Source organism: Streptomyces sp. NPDC001270 (assembly GCF_042896695.1).
Lineage (GTDB): Bacteria > Actinomycetota > Actinomycetes > Streptomycetales > Streptomycetaceae > Streptomyces.
The window spans coordinates 89,249-110,935 of sequence record NZ_JBIAXM010000030.1 but is presented as its reverse complement, the minus strand read 5'-3'; the positions used below and the strand labels follow the sequence as shown (position 1 = coordinate 110,935).

Below are 21,687 nucleotides of genomic sequence, written 5' to 3'. Positions count from 1 at the left end.
GGCGCTGAGCGCGGCGGTCAGTCCGCTGTAGGTGTAGAACGAGTTCCGGCTCGGGAACATCTGGTTGAACTGCGCCTCACTGACCACGAAACCGGCGGCGGAGGCGGTGGGGGCCGACTGGAACACCAGGGCGGCGGCTCCGAGCGCGAGCGAGGCCAGGAGCGCGGCGATACGACGCCTGAACATGAATCAACTCCTCTGCGGAGCACGGCCGTACCCCGCGAAGGGCACGGCCGTGGTGGGGGGTGGAGGCACACTCAACCGCCTTGGTCTGTACCAGTCAAGGGTTTAGACCAGTCAAGTGCGGAGGAGTCCGGTCCGGACCGGTCCGCCGCGACAGCGGAACCGGCACGCGTCACGGGCCGAACACCCGGCAGACCCCCCGCTTCCGCCCCACGCTCCACCGGATCGGGAGAATCCCTGCCATGACCAACGCAGCGCACCCGCTCGTCGCCCGCGCCCGCCGCCTCGCGGACGAGTTGCTCGCCCCCGCGGCGGAACGCGTCGACCAGGAGGAGGTGCCCGCGGCCCACCTCGCGGCGATCAAGGCATCGGGGCTGCTCGGGGTGAGCGCGCCGGTGGCGTACGGAGGTGCGGCGGCGCCGGCGGCCGTCGCCCGGCGGACCGCGGAGATCCTGGCCGGGGCGTGCTGCTCGACGTGGTTCGTGCAGACCCAGCACCACACGCCCGTGCTCACCCTGGCGAACAGCGAACTCCCGGTGCGTGAACGCCTGCTGGGCCCGCTCGCCCGCGGCGAACTGCTGTCCGGGGGTGGCCTACGCCCATCTGCGGTCCCATCCGCGCACTCCGGTGCGGGTGACACGGGAGGGCGGCGGCTGGCGGTTCGCGGGAACCGTCCCCTGGTACACCGGGTGGGGGCTCAACGACGTCATGCTGCTGGCCGGGGTGACCGACGCCGACGAAGCGCTGTTCGCCTTCACCGAGGCCCGGGAGCAGCCGGGTCTGCGCGCGTCCGCGCCGCTGCGCCTGGCGGCGCTGACCGCGTCCCGCACGGTGTCACTGGAGCTGACGGGCCTGTGGCTGCCGGACGAGGCGGTGGCCCTGCGGCTGCCGTACCCGGACTGGGCCGCGACCGACCGGCCGAAGACGCTGAACACCAGCCCGGCGGTGTTCGGCGTCGCGGAGGCGGCGCTCGCCCTGCTCGACGAGGACACGGCGGCGGCGCTGCGGGCCCGGCTGTCCGAGGTGCGCGGCCGGGCCTACGCCCTTGCCGATCTGCCCGCACCGCAGCAGCGCGCCGGGGAACGGCCGACGGCACGCCCCGAGGAGCGGCTGACGGTGCGGGCCGAGGCGTACGAGGTGCTGCGCGCGGCCACCACCGCGGCGGTCGCCGCCGGCGGCGGGCGTGCGCTGTCGCTCTCCTCGCCCGCCCAACGGCTGGCCCGCGAGGCCCTGTTCCTCCTGGTCCAGGGCCAGACGGCGGAATCACGCCGGGCCCATCTGCACGCCCTCGCGAGCGGACCGCACTGACGGGGGCCGGCACGGGCCTGCGGCGGCCCCGGCTGTGCACACACGCTCCGGCGGCGGACCCGGCCTTGAGCGCACGCTCCGCCGAGCCGCGCCGCGTCCGGCTCACCTCGTGGACGGCACCGGGGACGAGGAGACCTGCGGGTGCTCGGCCGGGTGCCGCCACCGGCCCCGGGCGGCCAGCCTGGGCAGGACGCCCTCACCGAACCAGTACGCCTCCTCCAGGTGCGGGTACCCGGACAGGACGAACTCGTCGATGCCGAGGTCGTGGTACTCCTCGATCCGGTCGGCGACCTCGTCGTGGCTGCCCACCAGGGCCGTCCCCGCCCCGCCGCGCACCAGCCCGATCCCCGCCCACAGGTTCGGGTGGATCTCCAGTCCGTCGCGGCCGCCGCCGTGCAGCGCGAGCATGCGCCGCTGGCCCTCGGACTCGCTGCGGGCGAGGCCCGCCTGCACGGACCGTACGGTCTCGGGGTCGAAGCCGGCGAGCAGCCGGTCCGCCTCGGCCCATGCCTGCGCGGCGGTGTCCCGGGTGATCACGTGCAGCCGGATGCCGAAGCGGAGGGTGCGGCCCCGGGCCGCCGCCAGCCTTCTGATCCGCTCGATCTTCGCCGCGACCTGCGCGGGCGGCTCGCCCCACGTCAGATACACGTCGACGTGCTCGGCCGCGACCTCGCCGGCGATCGGCGAGGACCCGCCGAAGTACACCTCGGGCACCGGATCGGGCAGCCGGGTCAGCCGCGCGTCCTCGACGCGAAGGTGCTCGCCGTGCAGGTCGACGGTCCTGCCCTGCCACAACTCCCGTACGATCCGCAGGAATTCACCGGTACGGCGGTACCGGGCGTCCTTGTCGAGGAAGTCCCCGTAGGCCCGTTGTTCATGGCTCTCGCCGCCGGTGACGACGTTCAGCAGCAGCCGCCCGCCGGACTGCCGCTGGAAGGTGGAGGCCATCTGCGCGGCGAGCGTCGGCGAGACGAAACCCGGGCGGAAGGCCACCAGGAACTTCAGCCGCTCGGTGTGCCGGCTCACCATCGCCGTGGTCAGCCACGCGTCCTCGCACCAGGCGCCGGTCGGGGTGAGCGCGCCGACGAAACCGAGGTCCTCGGCGGCGCGGGCGATCTGGCTCAGGTAGCCGACGGTCGGCGGCCGGTCCCGGCCGGAGGCGGTGACAGGAGCGCCGTGGCCGCCGCCGACGACGTGCCGGCTGTCGCCGTTGGTGGGCAGGAACCAGTGGAAGGTGAGGGACACGTGGGTCTCCGATCGCGAGTGACCGTCAGAGCGGGCCGCGGCGTGGCGGCCGGGTGCCGCCCGGCACGTAGCGGCCGTCGGGGAACACAGGGACGGCCGTCGTGCTCAGCCCGCCGCCGCCAGCAGCGGGGTGTGGCCCAGGGCGGCCGAGAACTGGTCGACGACCTGGGCCAGGGCCCCGGCGGCGGTGGGTGCGACGGTCAGCGAGCCGTCCTCGTGCACGGTGATGTCCTTGTCGAGGGTGAACCAGCCCTGGACTATGTGCCCGGCCCCCATGGAGGCCAGGACGGGGCGGAGCGCGTAGTCGATGGCGAGCACATGGGCGGTGGTGCCGCCGGTGGCGAGCGGCAGCACCGTCTTGCCGGCGAGCGCGTACTGCGGCAGCAGGTCCAGCAGCGCCTTGAGGACGCCGGAGTAGGCGGCCTTGTAGACCGGCGTGCCGACGACGACCCCGTCGACCCGGTCGAACAGCCGGGCGGCCTCGACGATGGCGGGGTGGCGCACGTCGGCGCCGAGCAGGGCCTCGGCGGGGATGGTGCGCACGTCGAGCGGGATCACCTCGTGGCCCTGGGCGATCAGCCGCTGGTCCAGGTGGCGCAGCAGCCGGCCGGTACGGGATGAGGCGGACGGGCTGCCGGAGACGGACAGGACGGTGGCCATGGGGTCCCTCTTTTTTCCTTGGTCCGGGGTCCGCTGTTCCGGGTCCGGAGGGTCCGCGCGCGACGGACGCCTCGGGCCGAGCGGTCAGGAGTACCGGGTGGGTCCGTGCCGTACGGCCCCCGGGACCGGGCGGTCCCGCGCCGCTCGCGGGCGGCCGGGGCGTGCGGGGTGTGGGTACGGATACAGGTGCGGGTGTGGGCGTGGGTGTGGGCGTTTCGGGGGTGCCGAGGAGCTTGGGTTCGAGGAGGGGCTGGGATGTGCGCTTGAGCCGTACAACCCGGGGCATTCCACGATGGGTTCGGGGTGGTCGTCGGTCCGGATCCCGCGCAGGCGTGAATTCCGGGGGCGCTAGGGGCCTGCGGAACCCCCGTTGCGGAATTCTTTCGGGGCGCCGAATCCGACAGGCGGAAGTACCCGGGAATTCAGGCGGTGCCTGACGGCAGGGCACGACGTCGTGCCAGGGGGCGGGGCGGAGACGGGTGCGGCGCGCGGGAAGCGCGGCGGATCGGTACGGGGATCAGGCCGCGGGGCAACAGGAGGCGCTGGAGACGCGTGCGAGGTCGACGTGGCGTCGCCGCGTGAGGTCCAGTCGCATCTTCATACTCCCGATCGTGACAGTCGCCGGTGAGGGCAGTCAAGAAGCACCCGACGGGTCTCGTATCGCGGACCTCGGAATTTCACGAAACTGTCATAGAGAAACTCTTGAACCGGAAGCAGAAACAGAACCAGAAACAGAAACGGAGCCGGAACAGGAACGGGAATGCGCCCGTCTTCTCCGGCCGCGCGAACAGAGGGGCCCGAATGCAGCGTTCGGGCCGGGACGAGCCGCCGTGGGCCGAGAACCTCTGCCCCGTGCACAGCCGTTCGTCCCGAACACCGTGGACCGGTCGTAGCAGGTGACGCACCCTCATGTGCGCCTGCTCCCGGGCGGCCGGGACGGAGCGCCCGAAGGGCGGCTGGGCCGGCCACGCGCCGCGGCCCGGGTCGCTCGGCCGACCGGGAGTCGCCGCCCGGATGCCCCTACTGATGTCAGTCCTCGTCGCCCGTCGGCACCACGACGAGGAAGGCGTCCGACTTCAGGTCCATCACCACGGTCGCGGGCTCTCCCTGGGCCCGTCGCCGTGCCGCGCACTCCTCCGCCGGCCACGATCCGCGCGGGGCTCCGGCCGGAAAGCGCTCCAACACCTTCGCACTCATAGCGGCAGCCACCTCTCGTTCCAGGACGGTCGACGCCCTTGTCCTGCGTCTGCCCCGGACGGACACGACCATGTCCGGCTGTCCCCCGGACGATGGACCGCCGCATGGGCGAGCGGCCCGGCCGGGCGGACGCCGGCGTCGTTCGCTCCGGGCCCTCGGGCAAGGGGTGGGGGCATCGCGGCGCGACACGGCGCGCGCACCGTGACGGCCGAAGGACCCGGCGTGCCCCGAGGCCCCGGCCGAGCACTTCGGCCGGCAGCCGGCGTCCTCGCGGGAAACACGCTCGTGACCGTCGGCCGGCCTGCGGCCCGCGGGCCCGCACGCATGGGTCCGGTAGCGCGCGGGGCCCGTACGACGCGGGGCCCGTGCGGCAATGCCCCGGGGCATCGTGACAATCGGCGGCAAGAAGGCTCGCGGGCAGGTGCCGGTGCCGTCGGGCAGGCGCGGCGGGACCTCTCGCCCGGCGGTCCGGGGCCGACCGCGGACCCGGTCCTTCGCCACGGGACGGGCGACGACGCCGAGTTGACGGCAGGACGCGGCCGGACAGTGGCGGGCGCCGCGGGCCCGCACAGGGCCGGCCGGCACAAGATCGATCCGCGGTGACCGGCCGCCCGAGCCACTTCCACTACACATAAGGGTCAAATAAGGGGAGAATGCGTATAAGCGGCTCTTTACCGCACATCACATCAGACGCAGTCAAGCCTGCCAGTCACGAAGGAGACGGATCATGGCCGATGTCTCGCACACCAGAGGTGATGTCTCGCACACCAGAGGTGACATGACGAGCCACCCAGATGTCTCCGAAATGCGGGAGCGCTACGCCCGCATGCTCGGCGGTCGCGATGTGGCACTGATGGACGGACCACTGTTCCTACTCGGTCTGTACTGCGCGGCGTCCCCTTGGATAGTCCACTACACGGCCGGCCAGCCCGCCCTCGCGGTGCACAACCTGATCATCGGGATCGCGATCGGGCTGCTGGCCCTGGGGTTCACCAGGGCACCGGAGCGCATGTACGGCCTGAGCTGGGGCTTGTGCGCCCTGGGAGTCTGGATGATCATCGCGCCGTGGATCGTCGGCAGCCACCCGGACGCGGGCGTCATAGCGAACAACGTCGTCATAGGCGGGCTGGCCGTGGCCCTCGGGCTGCTCTGCGCCGGAGCGTCGGCGAAGGCGGCGAAGAAGAGCACGCCCAGGATGCAGGACAGGCCGCAGATGCAGGACAGGCCACACACGCTGTAGCGGCGCCGTGAAGCGCCTTCGGGAGGCGGGAGCCGTCCGGCAGCAGCCGGACGGCCCCGCCGCACCCGCTCAGTGACCCGGCACCAGCCACGGCTCCTGCGGCAGCGGACTGCCGGTCTCGATGAGGGACTTGAGGTTGGAGAGCACCGCGGGCCAGCCGGCGGACACGTCACGCAGTTCGTCCTCCCCGCCCAGGTTTTCATGGGTGACGGTGAGCTTGACGATGTCCGCGTGCGGCTGGATGTCGAAGGTGACCCGGGAATGCCGCTCGGGCCGGTCCGCGTCCTCCGGGGCGGCCCAGGTCGTCACCAGCCGTGTCGGGCGCTCACTGATCTCCACGGCGCCGACCACGTCGGCGACGCCGGAGCCGTCGGTGCGCACGTGCTCCCAGCGGGATCCCGGCCGCCAGTCGGAGACGTTGCTGTGCCCCCAGTACCCGGCGGTGAGATCGGCGTCGGTGAGCGTGTCCCAGACCGTCCCGGGCGTGCTCTCGATGTAGATGACGTACACATAGCTCGGCTTGTCGCTCATGGCTTCCTCGGCTCGTCGCTTCAGGGCGCCGAGCGCGCGCAGGCGCGGGCGCTCGAACTTGTCGATCCACCGCTCCTGGATCTCGTGGAGCGGTACGGGGTTGAGGTAGTGCAGCTTCTCCCGCCCCCGCCGCACCGTGCCGATCAGGTTGGCTTCCTCCAGGAGGGCCAGGTGCTGCGTCACCGACTGACGTGTCATGTCGATGTGTTCGCACAGTTCGCCGAGCGTCTGTCCGTTCGCCTCGTGCAGGCGGTCGAGCAGCCGCCTGCGCGTTCCGTCGGCCAGCGCCTTGAAGACCTTGTCCACACCGGTGTCGCCCTCTGATCGCACACTCGACGTTATGCAGGCAATCACCTGCATATCAACCCTGCCGAATCCGCTGCCGGATCCGCCGGTGAGCACCGCGCCGCTGTTCAGGCCCTGCTGGGGCTCGTGTCGGAGGCCGGCGCCGGGAGATACTCCTCGCTGATCTCCTTGCCGCCGAAGGGCCACACCCGCTCCAGCCGCGCCCACACCAGGAAGGCCACACAGCCCAGGGCGAACCAGGCCAGGGACCACTCGATGGGGTGACGGCCCGGCGAGTTCCGGTCGGCGTACCCGTAGATCACGCACCAGCCGACCAGCGCCACGATGCCGGGCAGGGGGTAGAGCCACATGCGGTACGGGCGGCGCAGGGCCGGCTGACGCCTGCGCAGCACCGTCAGGGCCACGATCTGGGCCAGCGCCTGGACGATGACCATGACGGTCGTCAGGAGCTGGATGAGGGTGGCGAGGTCCGTGTGGCGGCCGATCAGGAAGCCGACCCCGGTGATCACACCCATCGTCGCCAGACCCAGCGTCGGGAAGCGGTGCCGGGGGTGCAGCCGCGCGTACGGGCGGAAGAAGACGCGGTCGCGGGCGGCGTCGTAGGGCACGCGCGAGCCGCCGAGGAGACCGGCGAACACCGAGGCGAACGCGGTGATGAGGATCAGCACGGTCACCGTGTCGGCGGCACCCTTGCCCCAGGTCTCCTCCAGCACCGCCGACGCCACCGAGGTGGCCGCGATGTCGTGCGGGTCGGTCATGCGGTGCCAGTCGATGACCCCGAGGGTGCCGATCTGGAGGAGCAGGTAGATCGCCATGATGCCGAGGATGGAGAAGAGGACCGAGCGCGGCAGCGTACGGCCGGGTTCCTTGAGTTCGGCGCCCATGTAGGCGGTGGTGTTGTAACCGAGGTAGTCGTAGATGCCGATGGTCAGTCCGGCGGCGAAGCCGAGCCAGAAGTGATTGCTCGTCAGGTCGAAGGCGTGCGCGGGGTAGGTGAAGGCGAGGTGCGGGCTGAAGTCCGTGGCCGCCGCGACGATCACCAGCAGCACCGAAGCGATCATCACCGTCCACATCACGGCGGTGATCCGGGCGATGTGCTCGATCCCGCGCCACAGCAGGACGACGACCAGGGCGATGACCCCGAGCCCGATCAGGTCGCCCGGTGTCTGCCCCAGATCCGGCACGAGATAGCCCAGGTACTGGACGAAGCCGACCACACCGGTGGACATGATCAGCGGGATGAAGATCATCGCGGTCCACACGAACAGGAACGGCATCAGCCGGCCGGTGCGGTACTGGAACGCCTGGCGCAGATAGACGTAGCTGCCGCCGGAGCCGGGCAGCGCCGCGCCCAGCTCGGCCCACACGAGTCCGTCGCACAGGGCCAGCACCGCGCCCGCGAGGAATCCGATCACCGCCTGGGGGCCGCCGAACGCGCCGACCATCAGCGGGATCGTCACGAACGGGCCGATGCCGCACATCTGGCTCATGTTGATGGCGGTGGCCTGGAACAGTCCGACGCGGCGGACGAAACCGCCCTCGGGTGAGGGACTACCGGACATGGGGACTCCTGACGCAGACACGGGGAGGTGCACGCGGACACGGGAGGTGCGGACGGGGAGGGGAAGGTGCACGCGGAGACGGGTAGTTGCGCCCGACGAGCCGGATGGCCGATAAAGTTAAGGAGCCTTACTAGATGCGTCAAGTACGCGTCAGAAATGCATGAGAATGGTCGGATGGCCGCCAGCGACGTGACGGAGCAGCAGGACCAGCCCTGGAACCGGCGGCGGCTGCGCAGCACCAACGAGCGGCTGCTGCTGGACCGGCTGCGCACTCTCGGCGCGGCGTCACGTGCCCAACTGGCCCGTCAGACCGGGCTGTCCAAGCCGACGGTCTCCAGCGCGCTGGCCGCCCTGGCGGCGGCGGGACTCGTCCACGAGGTCGGCACCCACGCGCCCGAACGGGGCCGCACCGCCGTCCTGTACGCCGCCGACCCGGCCGCGGGCCACGTCCTCGGCGTGGACGTCGGACGCGGCTGGCTGCGGGTGGCAGTGGCCGACCTGGACGGCACGGTGGTGGCCCGGACCGATGTGCGCAACCGGGCCCGCGGCTCGGCCGCCATGGCCGACCTCGTCGTCACCACCGCCCGCCAGGTCGTGGCCGGCTCCGGGGTGGATCCGGCCGAGGTGGTGCACGCGGTGGTGGGCACGCCCGGCGTGTACGACACGAAGCAGCGCCGGGTGCGGTACGCGATGCATCTGCCCGGGTGGGGACGCGCGGGGCTGTTCGACCGGATGGGCGAGGAACTGGGCGTTCCCCTGGAGGTGCACAACGACGCGAATCTGGCGGCGCTGGGCGAGTACACGTACGGGGTCGGCGCGGGCAGCCGGCTGTTCGCGTACATCCTCGTCGGCACGGGGCTCGGCATGGGAGTGGTGAGCGGCGGACGGCTGTTCACGGGGGCGCACGGGCTGGCCGGCGAGATCGGTTTCCTGCCCTGGCCGGGGCAGCGGCAGCCGGAGCGGCTGGAGGACGCGGTCTCGGGGGTGGCCGTGGTCGAGGCGGCGCGGCGGTTCGGGATGAGCGGCCGGCTCACCGCGAAGTCCGTCTTCGACGCGGCGCGGCAGCAGAACCCCGCCGCGGTCCAGGCGGTCCGCCTCGAAGGCGAGCGGATCGCGCACACCGTGGCGGCGGCCACCGCGGTGCTGGACCCGGATCTGGTGGTGGTGGGCGGCGGGGTGGGGCACAGCGTGGACCTGCTGCTGCGGCCGGTACGGGAGCAGTTGCGCACGCTCACCCCGCTGCGGCCGCGGATCGCGGCGAGCCGGCTCGGCGAGGACGCGGTCCTGCTGGGCGCGGTGGCCACGGCACTGGACACGGCGCGGGAACTGGTGTTCGACCGCAGGTCGACCGGGTGACGCCCACGTCCCTTGCCGCGCAGGGCCGTTGACCTGGCCGGTTCGGAGATCCGCACGGCCGGTCAGCGATCGGGACGCCCGCCGGCGGTCATCGACGCGGCCCCCAGGGTTGTCGGCGCGGCCCCACCCACGCCCCGACGGACACGACCGCACGATGATTGACACGGACTTCCCCGCGCTCTAGCTTGGCCCGGGTTAGTAAAGTTTCCTAACTTTACGAGGCTGGAGACGCAGTGTTTCCTCGGTTTCCTCGGTTTCCTCGGTTTCCTCGGTTTCCACGGTTTCCTCGCCCCGCCGCCAGACGCCGCCCCGCCGCTTCCCTCCTCGCCCTCGGCCTGATCTGCACCCTGGCCACCGGCGCCTGGGCCGGGCCCTGGGAGCCCTCCCCGGCGGTCAAAGGCCCCGTGGCGGTGACCCGGGTCCCGGCGACGGCCGGCACGGCCACTCCGCTGTCCGGCTACGCGATCCAGTCCACGGCGAAGGTGACCGACTCCCCCGGGGCCGTCTCCTCCCCCGGCTATCCGGTGACCGGCTGGCACCCCGCGGGCCCCCGCTCGACGGTGCTCGCCGCGCTGCTCGCCGACGGCAGGTATCCCGACCCGTTCTTCTCGACCAACCAGCGGAAGATCCCCGAGGCGGACTTCCGGGTCCCGTGGTGGTACCGCACGGACCTCACCGTCACCGACCCCTCCCGGCGCACCTACCTCGACTTCAGCGGTGTGATCTCGGCGGCGGACGTCTACGTGAACGGCCGGCGGGTGGCCACGGCGACGGACGTCAGCGGCGCCTACACCCACCACGAGCTGGACCTCACACCGCTGGTGCGCGCCGGCACCAACACGGTCGCCTTCCGTGTCCTGCCCAACGACCCGAAGAAGCACCTCACCATGGGCTGGCTGGACTGGCTCCAGCCGCCGCCCGACGCGAACATGGGCATCGTGCGCGACGTGCTGGTCCGCCGCGGCGGCCCGGTCGCGCTGCGTGACGCGCACGTGCTGACCCGGCTGGACGTGCCCTCGCTGGCCACCGCCGACCTCACCGTCGAGGCGCGGGTCCGCAACGACTCCGACGCGCCCGTCACGGCCGAGGTCTCCGGCGGCGTCGCCGGGACCGCCCTGCGCAGGACCGTACCGCTCGCCGCACACCAGACGAGGACGGTCACCTTCACCCCCGCCGACGTCCCCGGTCTGCACCTGGCCTCGCCCCGGGTGTGGTGGCCGGCCGGACTGGGCGGACAGCCCCTGTACGACCTCGATCTGACCGCCTCCGTCTCCGGCACCGCCTCGGACACCGCGCACACGGCCTTCGGCATCCGCGACGTCCGGGCCCCCCTGAACGCCGACGGCGCCCGCCAGTACCAGGTCAACGGGCGCAGGCTGCTGATCAAGGGCGGCGGCTGGTCACCCGACGAATTCCTGCGCTGGGACAGGACGTACGCCGAGGACCGGCTCAAGTACGCCCTCGACCTGGGGCTGAACACGATCCGCCTGGAAGGCCACATCGAGCCCGACGAGTTCTTCGACCTGGCCGACCGCCACGGCGTCCTCACACTGCCGGGCTGGGAATGCTGCGACAAGTGGGAGGGCCAGACCAACAGCGAGGGGTCCGGGGAGCGGTGGAGCGCGGCCGACCACGCGGTCGCCCGGGCGTCGATGGCCGCCGAGGCCGCCCGGCTGCGCAGCCACCCGAGCGTGCTCTCCTTCCTGATCGGCAGCGACGCCGCACCCGACGCCACGATCGAACGGAACTACCTGGACGCCCTGCGGGCCGCCGACTGGCCGGTACCCGTGGTGCCCGCCGCCGCCGGCAAGTCCTCACCGCGGCTGGGCCGTTCGGGCATGAAGATGACCGGGCCCTACGACTGGGTGCCGCCCGGCTACTGGTACGCCAAGCGCGAGGGCGGGGCCACCGGCTTCAACTCCGAGACCAGCGCGGGCCCGGACATCCCCACCCGTGACACCCTGCGCCGGATGCTGACACCGGCCGAGTCGGACGTCCTCTGGCGGGATCCGGACGCCCGGCAGTACCACCGCTCCCCGTCGGCGACGTTCGGTACCCTCCGGATCCACGACGCCGCCCTCGCCGGCCGCTACGGCGCCCCGGCCGGCCTCGCCGAGTACGTGCGCAAGGCGCAGCTCCTGCAGTACGAGAACGTGCGCGCCCAGTTCGAGGCGTACGCCCGCAATGCCACGGACGCCGCCAAGCCCGCGACCGGGCTGGTCTACTGGATGTTCAACAGCGGCTGGACCTCTCTGCACTGGCAGCTGACGGACCGTTTCCTCGACCAGGGCGGGGCCTACTTCGGTGCGAAGAAGGCGGGCGAGCCGCTGCACATCCAGTACTCGTACGACGACCGCACGGTCGTCGTCGTCAACAACCGGCACACCACGGCCGGACCCCTCACCGCACGGGCCACGCTGTTCGGCACCGACGGGACGGCGAAGTTCGACCGGACCGTGTCCGGGGTGACCGCACCCGGTGACGGGGCGCACACCACGGCCCTCACCCTGCCCCGGTCGGTGCGCGGTCTGCCGACGACGTATCTGGTCCGGCTCCTGCTCACCGACGCGGCGGGCCACGAGGTGAGCCGGAACGTGTACTGGCTGTCCACCCGGCCCGACACCCTCGACTGGGCCCGCACCGACTGGTACCACACACCGACCACGAGCTACGCCGATCTGACGGGCCTCGGCCACATGGCCCCGGTACCGGTGTCCGCGCGGGCGGCCACGGTGTCGTCGGGCGGCACGTCGACCACGACGGTGACGCTGCGCAATACGGGGCGCGGCCGGACACCGTCGCTGCTGACGGACGTCCACCTCGTCGACGCCGCGGGCACGCCGGTGCTGCCGGTGCGCTGGTCCGACAACCAGGTCACCCTGTGGCCGGGCGAGACGGCGACACTGACCGCCGTCTACCGGACGGCCGACCTGCGCGGCGCGGCACCGCGGGTGCGCGTCTCCGGCTGGAACACGCCCGAGCGGACCGTGGCGGCACGCTGACCGAGCCGATCGGGGGGGCGGGCCGGGCGGCCCGCCCCCTCGGTCGGGTCAGCTGACGTTCACCGCCGTGTCGTCGACGACGAACGACGTCTGGAGCTTGGAACCCTCCGTGCCGGTGAACTTGACCGTGACGGTCTGGCCCGCGTACCCGCCCAGGTCGAAGCTGCGCTGGGTGTAGCCGGCGGCGGCGTTCAGGTTGGAGTACGTCGCGGGTGTGCTCAGGACCGTGCCGGAGCTGTTCAGGACCTGGACCTTCAGGGTGTCGTAGGCCGTGCTGGTGGTGGTCTCCGCGGTGTCGACGTGCAGGTAGAAACTCAGGGTCGCGGAGCAGCCGGACGGGATGGTCACCGACTGGGAGAGGGTGTCGGTGACAGCGGTGCCGGTGCCGCCGAGCCAGGCGTAGTACGAACCCGTGCGGGCGGCCTCACCGCTGGAGTCGGTGATGACACCGCTGGTGGCGCTCCAGGTGGTGCTGCCCGACTCGAAGCCGTTGTTGCGGAGCAGTTGGGCGGCGGTGCAGGTGCCGGAGCCGCCGTCCCCGCCGCCGCTGCTGCCCGAACCGGCGAGCCAGGCGGTGGCGTTGAGGGCGAGGGCCGCATTGGTGGCGCCGGTGTCGTTCCAGCCGTCGTACAGGGTGTTGCCCGACTGGCCGGTGCCGTCGTCGATCGGCGAGCTGTCACCCCAGAAGGCGACCCGGCCGGTGCCGAAGGTGCTGGTGGCGAAGAAGGCGCCGGTGTTCCCGGAGTAGCCGGAGCGGTAGAGCAGGCCCTTGACCGCGGGGTTGTCGGAGGGCTTGAGGGTGGCCGTGGTGCCGCTGGCGATGAGGCTCTTGGTGACCGTGCCGAACGAGCCGTGCAGGACCGGGTCGCTGCTGTCGCTGATGGCCGCGGGGTAGCCGGAGCTGATGTTCTGCACGTCGATCGAGAAACCGAACGGGTCGGTCGAGTCGACGCTGTTGTTGGTCATCAGATCGTTGAGGATCTTGACCGAGTCGGCGCCGTCGTTGTTGCGGTCCGACCCGTTGTGGTCGGAGATCATGAACAGGCCGCCGCCGTTCTTGACGAAGTTCATGATCGCCGTCTTCTCGGCGCTGGTGAACAGGGTGTTCGGCTCGGGCAGGACCAGGGTGTCGAAGTTCGACAGGTCGGTCGTCGAGGAGCCGCCGTAGCTCAGGCTGGAACCGGAGGGCAGCGTCTTCAGGCTGTAGCCGCCCGCCTTCTGCAGGGCGACGCCCCAGGAGGAGAGGGCGCCGGTCCAGTCCGTCTCGGCGGACGGGGAGGAGTCCTGGCCGAGCGGGTCGGGCTGGCTGGTGGAGATGATCCAGTCGGCGTTTCCGGCCGTCTCGGCATGGGCGTTGTCGAACAGGATGCGGTGCGTGGTGGCCGCGTGCGCGGGGCCGGCCACCGTACCGACCTGAAGGGCCGCTCCAGCGACGAGCAGAGCGAACCCGGCCAGGACGGTGGTGAGTCTGCGGGGGGACGTTCTGATTCCGAGCATCCGGCGGACCTCCGTGGGTGGGGTAGAGGCGGTGCGGGCGCCAAGTCTGCGCGCGTAGAACAGAGTTGATGGTTCTACCCGCGTCAATCGATTGAAAGGTACATGGCGTGTCTGGGTTATGAACAGAGAGTTCTGGCACCAACCGGAGCGGACTGCCTCCGGATTCAGCGGGCACATTGCACAACAACGGGGGATTTCGACGAAGAGGGGTGGAGATGGGGATCTCAGGTGTCATCAGTGCCGTTGTCATCGGCATCGTCATCGGCGTGCTGGGGCGGCTGGTCGTGCCCGGCCGACAGCGCATCGGCGTCCTGTTGACGATCCTCGTCGGCATCGTGGCCGCGCTGCTGGGCTCGGCGATCGCCGCCGGATTCGGGGTCGCCGACACCGAGGGACCGGACTGGATCGAGTGGTTCATCCAGATCGGCCTCGCGGCGGTGGGCGTGGCGGCCCTGGACCGGGCCCGGCCGCAGCGCTGAATCCGGCGGCCACGCCGAACCGGCGGTGACGGCGCCCGCGCCCGCCGCGGCCCGGCGGACCGCGGCGCCAGCGGCCGGCCCCTACGCCTCGTAGAGGTACGGCGTCGTGGTGGTCAGGACGTGGAATCCGAGGCGTTCGAGAACGGGACGGCTCATCGGCGAGGCGTCCACCTGGAGGTAGCGGAAACCGTGGGCCGCGGCGGCCCGGGCGCGGTGGGCGATCAGGGTGCGGTAGAGGCCACGGCCGCGCCAGGCGGCCAGGGTCCCGCCGCCCCACAGCCCGGCGAACCGCGTGCCCGGCACCAGTTCCAGCCGGGCCGCGCTCACCGGTTCGTCGCCGGCGAGCGCGACGACGACGAGGAGCGAGCCGGGATCGACGGCGAGATGGGTGAGCAGCCGGTGCCGCAACCCGCTCCCGTCCGTGCCGAACACCTTCTCGTGCACGTCGACCACGCGCGCGATCCCCGCCGCGTCGTCGGCACGCTGGATCCGGACACCCTCGGGCAGTTCGGCGTCCGCGGTCAGCGCGACCACCTCGGCGGTCTCCGCGACCATCAGCGCCTCCTCGGGTTCGGACGTGAATCCGGCCGCGGCCAGGCGCGGCCCGAGGTCGCCGGGAAGGTCGTGGCCGTGCAGCTTCCACTCGAACGGATGGCCGAGACCGGTGTAGTACGCGATCTGCGCCGCGATGACCGCGTCCGCGTTCGTCTCGTCCAGGGCGGACCACAGGACACCGTTCCAGCCGTGGGCGTCGGCGACCTGCCGGACCACGGTGGCGGTGCGTTCGATCCGGGCCCCGGGACCGTCGGGTTGTGCACCCGCGCGCATGTCCTGGTCGTAGTGGGCGAGTACGGCTGTGTGGTCCATGGGGTCACTCCAGCAGCAGAGGTCGAACACGGCAACGGAATTTCGGGGCGGCGCACCGGAGGTCCGCGGCGGGGTCGGCTCGGTGGGGCGGGACGCGGTGGGGCGGTGCGGACCGGTACGGGGCGATGCGCCCTGCGGCGCGCGGCCGAAAGGAACGCACCGCGACGAGGCGCGCCACGCCGTGCCGTCCGTCCAAGGGGGTGGCTCCGGGCCCGTCCGCCGTACCGTGCGCCCGACACCGTACGGCGAGAGAGCGAGAAAGGGTGTGCGCCATGGTGAGGGACGACGAGCTGCCGTATCTGCGCCGGTGTGTGGAGCTGGCGGCCGAGGCGTTGGAGGCGGGCGACGAGCCGTTCGGGTCGGTCCTCGTCGCCGCGGACGGGACCGTGCTCGCCGAGGACCACAACCGGGTGGCCTCCGGGGACCGTACCCGGCATCCGGAGTTCGAGCTGGCCCACTGGGCCGCGGCACGGCTGGCCCCGCGGGAGCGGGCCGCCGCCACCGTGTACACGTCCGGCGAGCACTGCCCGATGTGCGCGGCGGCGCACGCCTGGGTCGGGCTCGGCCGGATCGTCTATGCGGCGTCCACGGAACAACTGGTGGGCTGGCTGGGAGAGTTGGGCGCGCCGGCGGCGCCGGTACGGCCGCTGCCGATCAGCGCGGTGGCGCCCGAGGTGCGCGTCGAGGGTCCGGCGCCGGAACTGACCGGGGAGGTGCGCGCGCTGCACCGGAGGTTTCACGGAGCCGCGGACTGACTCACCCGGGCGCCGCGAAAGCGCCCGCGGCAGCGCTCCCGCCCTACGGCACCGCACGGCCCGCCCGGCGGGCACGTCGGCGAGAGCGTCCTGAGCGGTGCGGGTCCGGTGCCGTGCACCGGACCCGCGGGTCGACCGGGCCGCCCCGAAGGGCGGCCGACGAGGACCCGTTCCCCGGGGCCGTGGCGGATGCCAGGCCGGTCACTGTCCGGCGGAGGCACCGGCCACGGCCCCGGGGGTGCGTCAGCGCGCCGCGCCCGGCCGGTACCGGCGGTACAGGGCAGCGCCGGAGAGCAGCAGCACCGCGCTCGCCCCGACCGCGGGTGCAGTCAGGTCCGTACCCGTGTGGGCGAGGACGGCGTCGGCCGGCGGCGCGGCGGGGTGGCTCACCGCCGAGGCGGGGGGCTGGGCCCGGGGCGTGGTCGGCGGCTTGACCGGCGGGGCCGCCGGTGGCGTGGCCCGCGGCGGAGTCGGCTTCGCCGGGTGGTCACCGGGGGTGTTCTCGGAGTGGTTGCCGAAGACCGGATTGCCGATGCCCACCACGTTCACGCTGTTGCCGCTCACGTTGACCGGGAGATCGACCGGCAACCGGATGCCGTTGCCGGAGAGTACACCGGGTGAATCCTTTGCCCCGCCGTGGGCGGTCGCTCCGCCCGAGGGGGCCGTTCCATCGCTCCCGGCGCCGCTGCCGCCCTTGTGGGCGCAGGCGTTGCCCGCGGCCGGGTTGAGGAGTCCCACCACGTTCACCGTGTTCCCGCACACGTTCACCGGGACGTGCACCGGGAGCTGAATGGTGTTGCCGGAGATCACCCCCGGCGATCCGGCCGCGGAACCGTTCGCGGCGGAGTCGGCGTGCGCCGGCATCGTCACGACCATCGCCCCCGAGGCGGCGGCGACGGCGATCACACCGTTTCGGGTAACCCGTTTCATAGGCTCCCTGCCTTCCAGACATCGTCACGGGCGCTCGCCCGTATCGGAATAAACGCCTACGACCCGTCCGAGTTATGGCTTATCGACCTTTCACCCTATTGAGCTACACAGTTATCGAACCAGTCGTGAATCCCTCGAAAATGGAATCAATGCGTCCGGAGGCGTGCATTCCGCGGCCAGCTTATGGTGAGCGGAAGCGCTGCCCCGGTCCGCAGCGGGGCTCCCCTGGAGGCATCGATGCCGGCAAAGCTCCCCACGCGGCCCGCCGTCCGGCGCTGCGCGAGTGCCGGAGTCCTCACGCTGGCCCTGTTCGGCGCCGGACTGCCCGTCGGGTCCGCCGCTTCGGCCCAGCCCGATCTGTCGCGCTTCTACCGACAGCAGGTCACCTGGTCGGCCTGCCAGGGATCCGGGGCCGGCAAGGACATGCAGTGCGGCAAGGTGACGGTCCCGTTGGACTACGCGCGGCCCGAGGCCGGCACGCTCGACGTCGCGCTGGCCCGGTACCGGGCGACCGGCACGTCCCGGGGCTCCGTGCTGCTGAACTTCGGCGGTCCGGGCGGCGCGGGCGTCAGCTCGCTCGCCACGTCCGGCAAGGCGTACCTCGGGCTGACCAACGGCTACGACGTGGTCACCTTCGATCCGCGCGGGGTCGGCCGGTCCTCGCCCGTCAGCTGCGGGGAGGGCGCCACCAACGCCTCGGCCGTGACGGGTGACGGCACCGACCGCGGAGACCCGAAGGCGCTGATGGAGCTGTTGCGGAAGGTGGCCGCCGAGTGCACCCGGCACTCCGGCCCCGTCCTGCCCCACATAGGCACCCTCAACGCCTCCCGGGACCTGGACGTCATACGCCAGGCCCTCGGCGACGAGAAGCTCAACTACCTCGGCTTCTCCTACGGCACCCGGCTCGGCGCGGTCTACGCCGCCCAGTTCCCGGGCAAGGTGGGCCGGATGGCGCTGGACGGCGTGGACACCCTCACCGAACCCCTGTCCGAACAGGGACTGGCGAGCGCGCAGGGCCAGCAGACCGCGCTGGACGACTTCCTGCAGTGGTGCGTGCGGGACCGCGGCTGCCCCTTCGGCCAGGACCGGCGCACGGCCGGGGACCAGGTCCTGAAACTGGTCCGCGGGCTCGACGCGCATCCGGCGCCCACCGGCTTCGGCGGCCGGCTCTCCGGACACGACCTGGTGAGCGCCATCGGCCAGGGCCTCTACAGCAAGGAGCTGTGGCCGTCGCTCGAACGTGCCGTGGTCTCCCTGGTGAACGACGGGGACACACGTGGCGTGGCGGGCCTCGCGACGGGTGGGCTGACGCCGGCGCGCGGGTCCGGCGGCCTCGTCGACGAGGCGGACATACCCGTGGACAACCTGTCGGCCGCGCTGATGGCGATCAACTGCGCGGACGACCCGGACCGCCCCGGCGCCGAGCAGATCACCAAGGACATCGGGCGGCTGCGCGCCGCGTACGAGAAGGCGTCGCCGGTCTTCGGCCGGTACCGGCTGGCCGACCTCCTGATGTGCTACGGGCGGCCCGAGGGGACGGACTTTGTCCGTGACCGGGTGAAGGACGTCGACACGGCGCAGTTGCTCCTGGTGGGCACCCGCGGCGACCCCGCCACGCCGTACCGCTGGACCATGGAGACCGCCCGCAGGCTCGGCACCTCGGCGGTGGTGCTCGACAACAAGGGCTCGGGCCACACCGGTTACTCGTCGTCCAAGTGTGTCCACCGCAAGATCGACGACTTCCTGCTGTACGGTTCGCTCCCCGCCGACGGGAGTTCCTGCCCGGCGGACCCGGCCGGGTGACGCCCCGCACCGCGCGGCCCCGCGATACGGACGGCGGCAGGAGCGGGTGAGGCCCCCGTCGCAGTGCGCACCCTCGTCGCGATGCGCGCCCTCGTCGCGATGCGCGCCCTCGGCGCGCGGTGCCACGGACGAGTGACGGTGCCGACCGGCCACAACCTCCGGGCCGTCCTGGCCGTCACATGAAGCAGGCGGGCGCGTCCCGCCGTAGCCGTACCGACCGACTGTCCAGGGGGAATCCATGATGCGTGTCCGAACCGCCGCGGCCGTCCCGGCCCTCGCCCTCGCCGCCGCGGCCCCGCTGCTCGCCGCGCCGCACGGCGCGGTGGCCGCCCGCGACGCCGTCTGTCCGGAGCGGGCACTGACCGTGCGGGCTGCGGTGGCACCCGCCGATCCGTCCGTGCTGCGGATCGGGGTGACCAACCGCTCCGGCCGCGCCTGTGTCGTCGACCGCGTGCCCACGGTCACCTTCGGCGACCTGGACGGCGCGGCCCAGCCGGTGCCCGACGGCGCCGCCGGCACCTACCGGATCGGCGCGGGCCGGACCGCGTACGCCGCCGTGCGGACCGTCGCCGACCCGGCGGACCCGCAGGCCCGCCTGGTGGACACCGTCTCCGTCGCGGCGGACCCGGCCCACCGGGGACGCGGGTTCAGCGCGGCGGAGCTGGGCGCGGGCGCGGCCGTACGCGTGTGGGAGCCGGTGACGACCTGGTGGCAGCCGTCGGCGGCGGCCGCGGACCGGGCGATCGGGCTCAGCTGAGGATCAGCTCGGGCTCGTAGAGGTCCATCCAGAGGGCCAGGTCGAGGGTGCGCTCCAGGCCGCGCCGGGCCGCCTGCGAACCCGCGGGCAGCTCCCGGTGGGCGGCCTGGTCGACCCGCTCCCGGTCCACGACGGAGAACACCTGGTGGTCCGGCCGGGCCACCAGGTCCTTGGCCTGCTCCTGGAGGGCAAGGCCGTACTGGGGGTCCTGGGTGGACGGGTAGGGGCTCTTGACCCGGTCGTACACCGACCGCGGGATGACGTCGGCGGTCGCCTCGCGCAGCAGACTCTTCTCCCGGCCGTCGAAGGACTTCAGGGACCAGGGGGTGTTGTAGACGTACTCGACGAGCCGGTGGTCGCAGAAGGGCACCCGGACCTCCAGGCCGACGGCCATGCTCATCCGGTCCTTCCGGTCGAGCAGGGCGCGGACGAAGCGGGTCAGGTGGAGGTAGCAGATGCGGCGCATCCGGTACTCGAAGTCGCTCTCGCCGTCGAGGCGGACGATGTCGGCGACGGCGGCGCTGTAGGCGTCGCCGATGTACGCGTCGAGTTCCAGGCTCTTGGCCAGGTCCGGACGCAGCACGTCGGTGTCCCTGCCGATGTGCTGGTTCGCCATGTGGAGCCAGGGGAAGGTGTCGGCGCGGCGCACCTCCTCGTCGAAGAACTGCTGGTAGCCGCCGAAGACCTCGTCGGCGGACTCGCCGGACAGGGCGACCGTGGACTGGCCGCGCACGGCCTGGAACAGCAGGTAGAGCGAGGAGTCCATGTCGCCGAAGCCGGTGGGCAGGTCGCGGGCGCGCAGTACCTTCGCCCGGACGGCGGGGTCGGCGAGGGCCTCAGAGCCGAGCACGATGTCGTGGTGGTCGGTGCCGGCGAGCCGGGCCACGTCGTGCACGAACGGGGTGTCGGGGGTGGCGCGCAGCCCGTCGGGCACGAAGTGATCGGTCTGGCCTACGAAGTCGACGGCGAAGCTGCGCACCTTCTCGCCCTGCTCGGCGAGCTGCCGGGCGGCGAGCGCGGTCATGGCGGAGGAGTCGAGCCCACCGGACAGCAGGGTGCAGCGCGGCACGTCGGCGACCAGCTGGCGGCGCACGATGTCGTCGAGGAGGGTGCGGACGTTGGCCACGGTGGCGGCCTGGTCGTCGGTGTGCGGCCGAGTCTCCAGCCGCCAGTAGGCGCGGGTGCGCAGGCCGGAGCGGTCGACGGTGACGACGGTGCCGGGCTTCACCTCGTGCATGCCTTCCCACACGGCGTGTCCGGGCGTCTTGACGAAGGTGAACAGCTCACGCAGGCCGTCCATGCCGACGCGAGGCCGGACCAGCGGATTGGCGAGGATCGCCTTGGGCTCGGAGCCGAACAGGACGCCGTCGGGTGTCGGGTAGTAGAAGAAGGGCTTGATGCCCATCCGGTCGCGGATCATCACGAGCTTCTTGACCCGGCCGTCCCAGACGGCGAAGGCGAACATGCCGTTGAGCCGTTCGGCGAGCGCGTCACCCCATTCGAGATAGCCGCGCAGCACGACCTCGGTGTCCGAGTCGGTGGTGAAGCGGTGGCCGCGGGCGGTCAGCTGCTGCCGGAGTTCGGTGTAGTTGTACGCCTCGCCCGAGTAGACCAGCCCGACCGTTCCCTCCGGTGTGCTGACCGTCATGGGCTGCCGCCCGCCTATCAGGTCGATGATGGCGAGCCTGCGGTGGCCCAGGGCGGCGGGACCGTCGATCCAGGTGCCGCGGTCGTCCGGACCGCGGCAGGCCATCGTCTCGGTCATCGCATCCAATGTCGCGGCCTCGGAGTGCAGGTCGCGGTTGAAGGAAACCCAGCCGGTGATGCCGCACATACCTTCCTCCTGCTTCCAGTCCGGCCTCGGTACCGCGCTCACCTGCGTCTTCGTGGGTGGGTCCGGTCCGTCACCGAACAAGTTGTAGTTAGCACCTATATATCGAGAGTGCGCCTGGGACGGCGCTCGGTCAACACGGACGCAACGCGGCGGACCCCGCCGCTTCACACTTTCG

At 72.1% G+C, this 21,687-nt stretch carries 17 protein-coding genes and 2 pseudogenes; 8 read left to right on the top strand and 11 right to left on the bottom strand.

The features are described from left to right. Positions 1-186, bottom strand: a pseudogene (locus ACFY2B_RS36000) (chitinase); the annotation flags it as partial. Positions 187-425: 239 nt separating this feature from the next. Here ACFY2B_RS36000 and ACFY2B_RS35995 point away from each other — a divergent pair. Then, a pseudogene (locus tag ACFY2B_RS35995) lies at positions 426-1,491 on the top strand (acyl-CoA dehydrogenase family protein). A 102-nt stretch (positions 1,492-1,593) separates the two neighbouring features. Here the strand turns inward: ACFY2B_RS35995 and ACFY2B_RS35990 are convergent. The 4 genes from ACFY2B_RS35990 to ACFY2B_RS35975 form a co-directional block, all read right to left on the bottom strand. Beyond that, positions 1,594-2,736 (bottom strand): LLM class flavin-dependent oxidoreductase, encoded by a 1,143-nt coding sequence (locus tag ACFY2B_RS35990; protein WP_390767247.1) that lies wholly within the window; start codon positions 2,734-2,736, stop codon positions 1,594-1,596. Positions 2,737-2,841: 105 nt separating this feature from the next. Next, on the bottom strand, positions 2,842-3,396 hold the full coding sequence (ssuE, locus tag ACFY2B_RS35985) for an NADPH-dependent FMN reductase (protein ID WP_390767246.1): 555 nt from the start codon (positions 3,394-3,396) through the stop codon (positions 2,842-2,844). Positions 3,397-3,913: 517 nt separating this feature from the next. Beyond that, positions 3,914-3,991 carry a putative leader peptide gene (locus tag ACFY2B_RS35980; RefSeq protein WP_353962852.1) on the bottom strand — a complete coding sequence of 26 codons (78 nt, stop codon included), beginning with the start codon at positions 3,989-3,991 and terminating at the stop codon, positions 3,914-3,916. 434 nt (positions 3,992-4,425) lie between these two features. Then, positions 4,426-4,593: a hypothetical protein gene (locus ACFY2B_RS35975; RefSeq protein ID WP_390767245.1), complete on the bottom strand. Its 168-nt coding sequence runs from the start codon at positions 4,591-4,593 to the stop codon at positions 4,426-4,428. Positions 4,594-5,371: 778 nt separating this feature from the next. Between ACFY2B_RS35975 and ACFY2B_RS35970 the strand changes: the two genes are divergently transcribed. Further along, positions 5,372-5,833: an SPW repeat protein gene (locus ACFY2B_RS35970; RefSeq protein WP_390767244.1), complete on the top strand. Its 462-nt coding sequence runs from the start codon at positions 5,372-5,374 to the stop codon at positions 5,831-5,833. 69 nt (positions 5,834-5,902) lie between these two features. Here ACFY2B_RS35970 and ACFY2B_RS35965 read toward each other — a convergent pair whose 3' ends face one another. Both ACFY2B_RS35965 and ACFY2B_RS35960 read right to left on the bottom strand, forming a co-directional pair. Beyond that, positions 5,903-6,670, bottom strand: a complete 768-nt coding sequence (locus tag ACFY2B_RS35965; protein WP_390767253.1) for an ArsR/SmtB family transcription factor — start codon at positions 6,668-6,670, stop codon at positions 5,903-5,905. A 107-nt stretch (positions 6,671-6,777) separates the two neighbouring features. Then, entirely contained in the window at positions 6,778-8,232 is a 1,455-nt protein-coding gene (locus tag ACFY2B_RS35960; protein ID WP_390767243.1) for an APC family permease, read from the bottom strand. 174 nt (positions 8,233-8,406) lie between these two features. Here ACFY2B_RS35960 and ACFY2B_RS35955 point away from each other — a divergent pair, with 174 nt between their 5' ends. Together ACFY2B_RS35955 and ACFY2B_RS35950 are read left to right on the top strand one after the other, a co-directional pair. Beyond that, positions 8,407-9,588, top strand: a complete 1,182-nt coding sequence (locus tag ACFY2B_RS35955; protein WP_390767242.1) for an ROK family protein — start codon at positions 8,407-8,409, stop codon at positions 9,586-9,588. A gap of 233 nt (positions 9,589-9,821) precedes the next feature. Next, the gene (locus ACFY2B_RS35950; RefSeq protein WP_390767241.1) at positions 9,822-12,590 is read left to right on the top strand and encodes a sugar-binding domain-containing protein; all 2,769 of its coding nucleotides are present in this window, start codon (positions 9,822-9,824) and stop codon (positions 12,588-12,590) included. A gap of 48 nt (positions 12,591-12,638) precedes the next feature. Here the strand turns inward: ACFY2B_RS35950 and ACFY2B_RS35945 are convergent, their stop codons facing one another. After that, positions 12,639-14,087 carry a hydrolase gene (locus ACFY2B_RS35945; protein ID WP_390767240.1) on the bottom strand — a complete coding sequence of 483 codons (1,449 nt, stop codon included), beginning with the start codon at positions 14,085-14,087 and terminating at the stop codon, positions 12,639-12,641. Positions 14,088-14,302: 215 nt separating this feature from the next. Here ACFY2B_RS35945 and ACFY2B_RS35940 point away from each other — a divergent pair, with 215 nt between their 5' ends. Next, complete coding sequence (locus tag ACFY2B_RS35940) at positions 14,303-14,566, top strand: GlsB/YeaQ/YmgE family stress response membrane protein (RefSeq protein WP_390767239.1); 264 nt, start codon at positions 14,303-14,305, stop codon at positions 14,564-14,566. An 81-nt stretch (positions 14,567-14,647) separates the two neighbouring features. Here the strand turns inward: ACFY2B_RS35940 and ACFY2B_RS35935 are convergent, their stop codons facing one another. Next, on the bottom strand, positions 14,648-15,433 hold the full coding sequence (locus ACFY2B_RS35935) for a GNAT family N-acetyltransferase (protein ID WP_390767238.1): 786 nt from the start codon (positions 15,431-15,433) through the stop codon (positions 14,648-14,650). A gap of 272 nt (positions 15,434-15,705) precedes the next feature. On the opposite strand from ACFY2B_RS35935, the gene ACFY2B_RS35930 reads away from it, so the two are divergent. After that, positions 15,706-16,188 (top strand): nucleoside deaminase, encoded by a 483-nt coding sequence (locus ACFY2B_RS35930; RefSeq protein WP_390767237.1) that lies wholly within the window; start codon positions 15,706-15,708, stop codon positions 16,186-16,188. A gap of 243 nt (positions 16,189-16,431) precedes the next feature. Here ACFY2B_RS35930 and ACFY2B_RS35925 read toward each other — a convergent pair whose 3' ends face one another. Beyond that, positions 16,432-17,118, bottom strand: a complete 687-nt coding sequence (locus tag ACFY2B_RS35925; protein WP_390767236.1) for a chaplin — start codon at positions 17,116-17,118, stop codon at positions 16,432-16,434. A gap of 237 nt (positions 17,119-17,355) precedes the next feature. Between ACFY2B_RS35925 and ACFY2B_RS35920 the strand changes: the two genes are divergently transcribed. Continuing rightward, positions 17,356-18,921, top strand: a complete 1,566-nt coding sequence (locus ACFY2B_RS35920; RefSeq protein ID WP_390767235.1) for an alpha/beta hydrolase — start codon at positions 17,356-17,358, stop codon at positions 18,919-18,921. A gap of 241 nt (positions 18,922-19,162) precedes the next feature. Then, entirely contained in the window at positions 19,163-19,678 is a 516-nt protein-coding gene (locus tag ACFY2B_RS35915) for a DUF4232 domain-containing protein (protein WP_390767252.1), read from the top strand. On the opposite strand, the gene asnB is transcribed toward ACFY2B_RS35915, so the two are convergent. After that, positions 19,671-21,512 (bottom strand): asparagine synthase (glutamine-hydrolyzing), encoded by a 1,842-nt coding sequence (asnB, locus tag ACFY2B_RS35910; protein ID WP_390767234.1) that lies wholly within the window; start codon positions 21,510-21,512, stop codon positions 19,671-19,673. The two genes, ACFY2B_RS35915 and asnB, sit on opposite strands and share 8 nt — an antisense overlap. Positions 21,513-21,687: the final 175 nt, after the last annotated feature.

What these genes read in the sequence shown, in the direction of transcription:
- ACFY2B_RS35935 (WP_390767238.1), bottom strand. Translation starts at nt 15,433, where the DNA reads ATGGACCACACAGCCGTACTCGCCCACTACGACCAGGACATGCGCGCG.
- ACFY2B_RS35925 (WP_390767236.1), bottom strand. Translation starts at nt 17,118, where the DNA reads ATGAAACGGGTTACCCGAAACGGTGTGATCGCCGTCGCCGCCGCCTCG.
- ACFY2B_RS35930 (WP_390767237.1), top strand. Translation starts at nt 15,706, where the DNA reads ATGGTGAGGGACGACGAGCTGCCGTATCTGCGCCGGTGTGTGGAGCTG.
- ACFY2B_RS35915 (WP_390767252.1), top strand. Translation starts at nt 19,163, where the DNA reads ATGCGTGTCCGAACCGCCGCGGCCGTCCCGGCCCTCGCCCTCGCCGCC.
- ACFY2B_RS35975 (WP_390767245.1), bottom strand. Translation starts at nt 4,593, where the DNA reads ATGAGTGCGAAGGTGTTGGAGCGCTTTCCGGCCGGAGCCCCGCGCGGA.
- asnB (WP_390767234.1), bottom strand. Translation starts at nt 21,512, where the DNA reads ATGTGCGGCATCACCGGCTGGGTTTCCTTCAACCGCGACCTGCACTCC.
- ACFY2B_RS35970 (WP_390767244.1), top strand. Translation starts at nt 5,372, where the DNA reads ATGACGAGCCACCCAGATGTCTCCGAAATGCGGGAGCGCTACGCCCGC.
- ACFY2B_RS35945 (WP_390767240.1), bottom strand. Translation starts at nt 14,087, where the DNA reads ATGCTCGGAATCAGAACGTCCCCCCGCAGACTCACCACCGTCCTGGCC.
- ssuE (WP_390767246.1), bottom strand. Translation starts at nt 3,396, where the DNA reads ATGGCCACCGTCCTGTCCGTCTCCGGCAGCCCGTCCGCCTCATCCCGT.
- ACFY2B_RS35960 (WP_390767243.1), bottom strand. Translation starts at nt 8,232, where the DNA reads ATGTCCGGTAGTCCCTCACCCGAGGGCGGTTTCGTCCGCCGCGTCGGA.
- ACFY2B_RS35920 (WP_390767235.1), top strand. Translation starts at nt 17,356, where the DNA reads ATGCCGGCAAAGCTCCCCACGCGGCCCGCCGTCCGGCGCTGCGCGAGT.
- ACFY2B_RS35980 (WP_353962852.1), bottom strand. Translation starts at nt 3,991, where the DNA reads ATGCGACTGGACCTCACGCGGCGACGCCACGTCGACCTCGCACGCGTC.
- ACFY2B_RS35940 (WP_390767239.1), top strand. Translation starts at nt 14,303, where the DNA reads ATGGGGATCTCAGGTGTCATCAGTGCCGTTGTCATCGGCATCGTCATC.
- ACFY2B_RS35955 (WP_390767242.1), top strand. Translation starts at nt 8,407, where the DNA reads ATGGCCGCCAGCGACGTGACGGAGCAGCAGGACCAGCCCTGGAACCGG.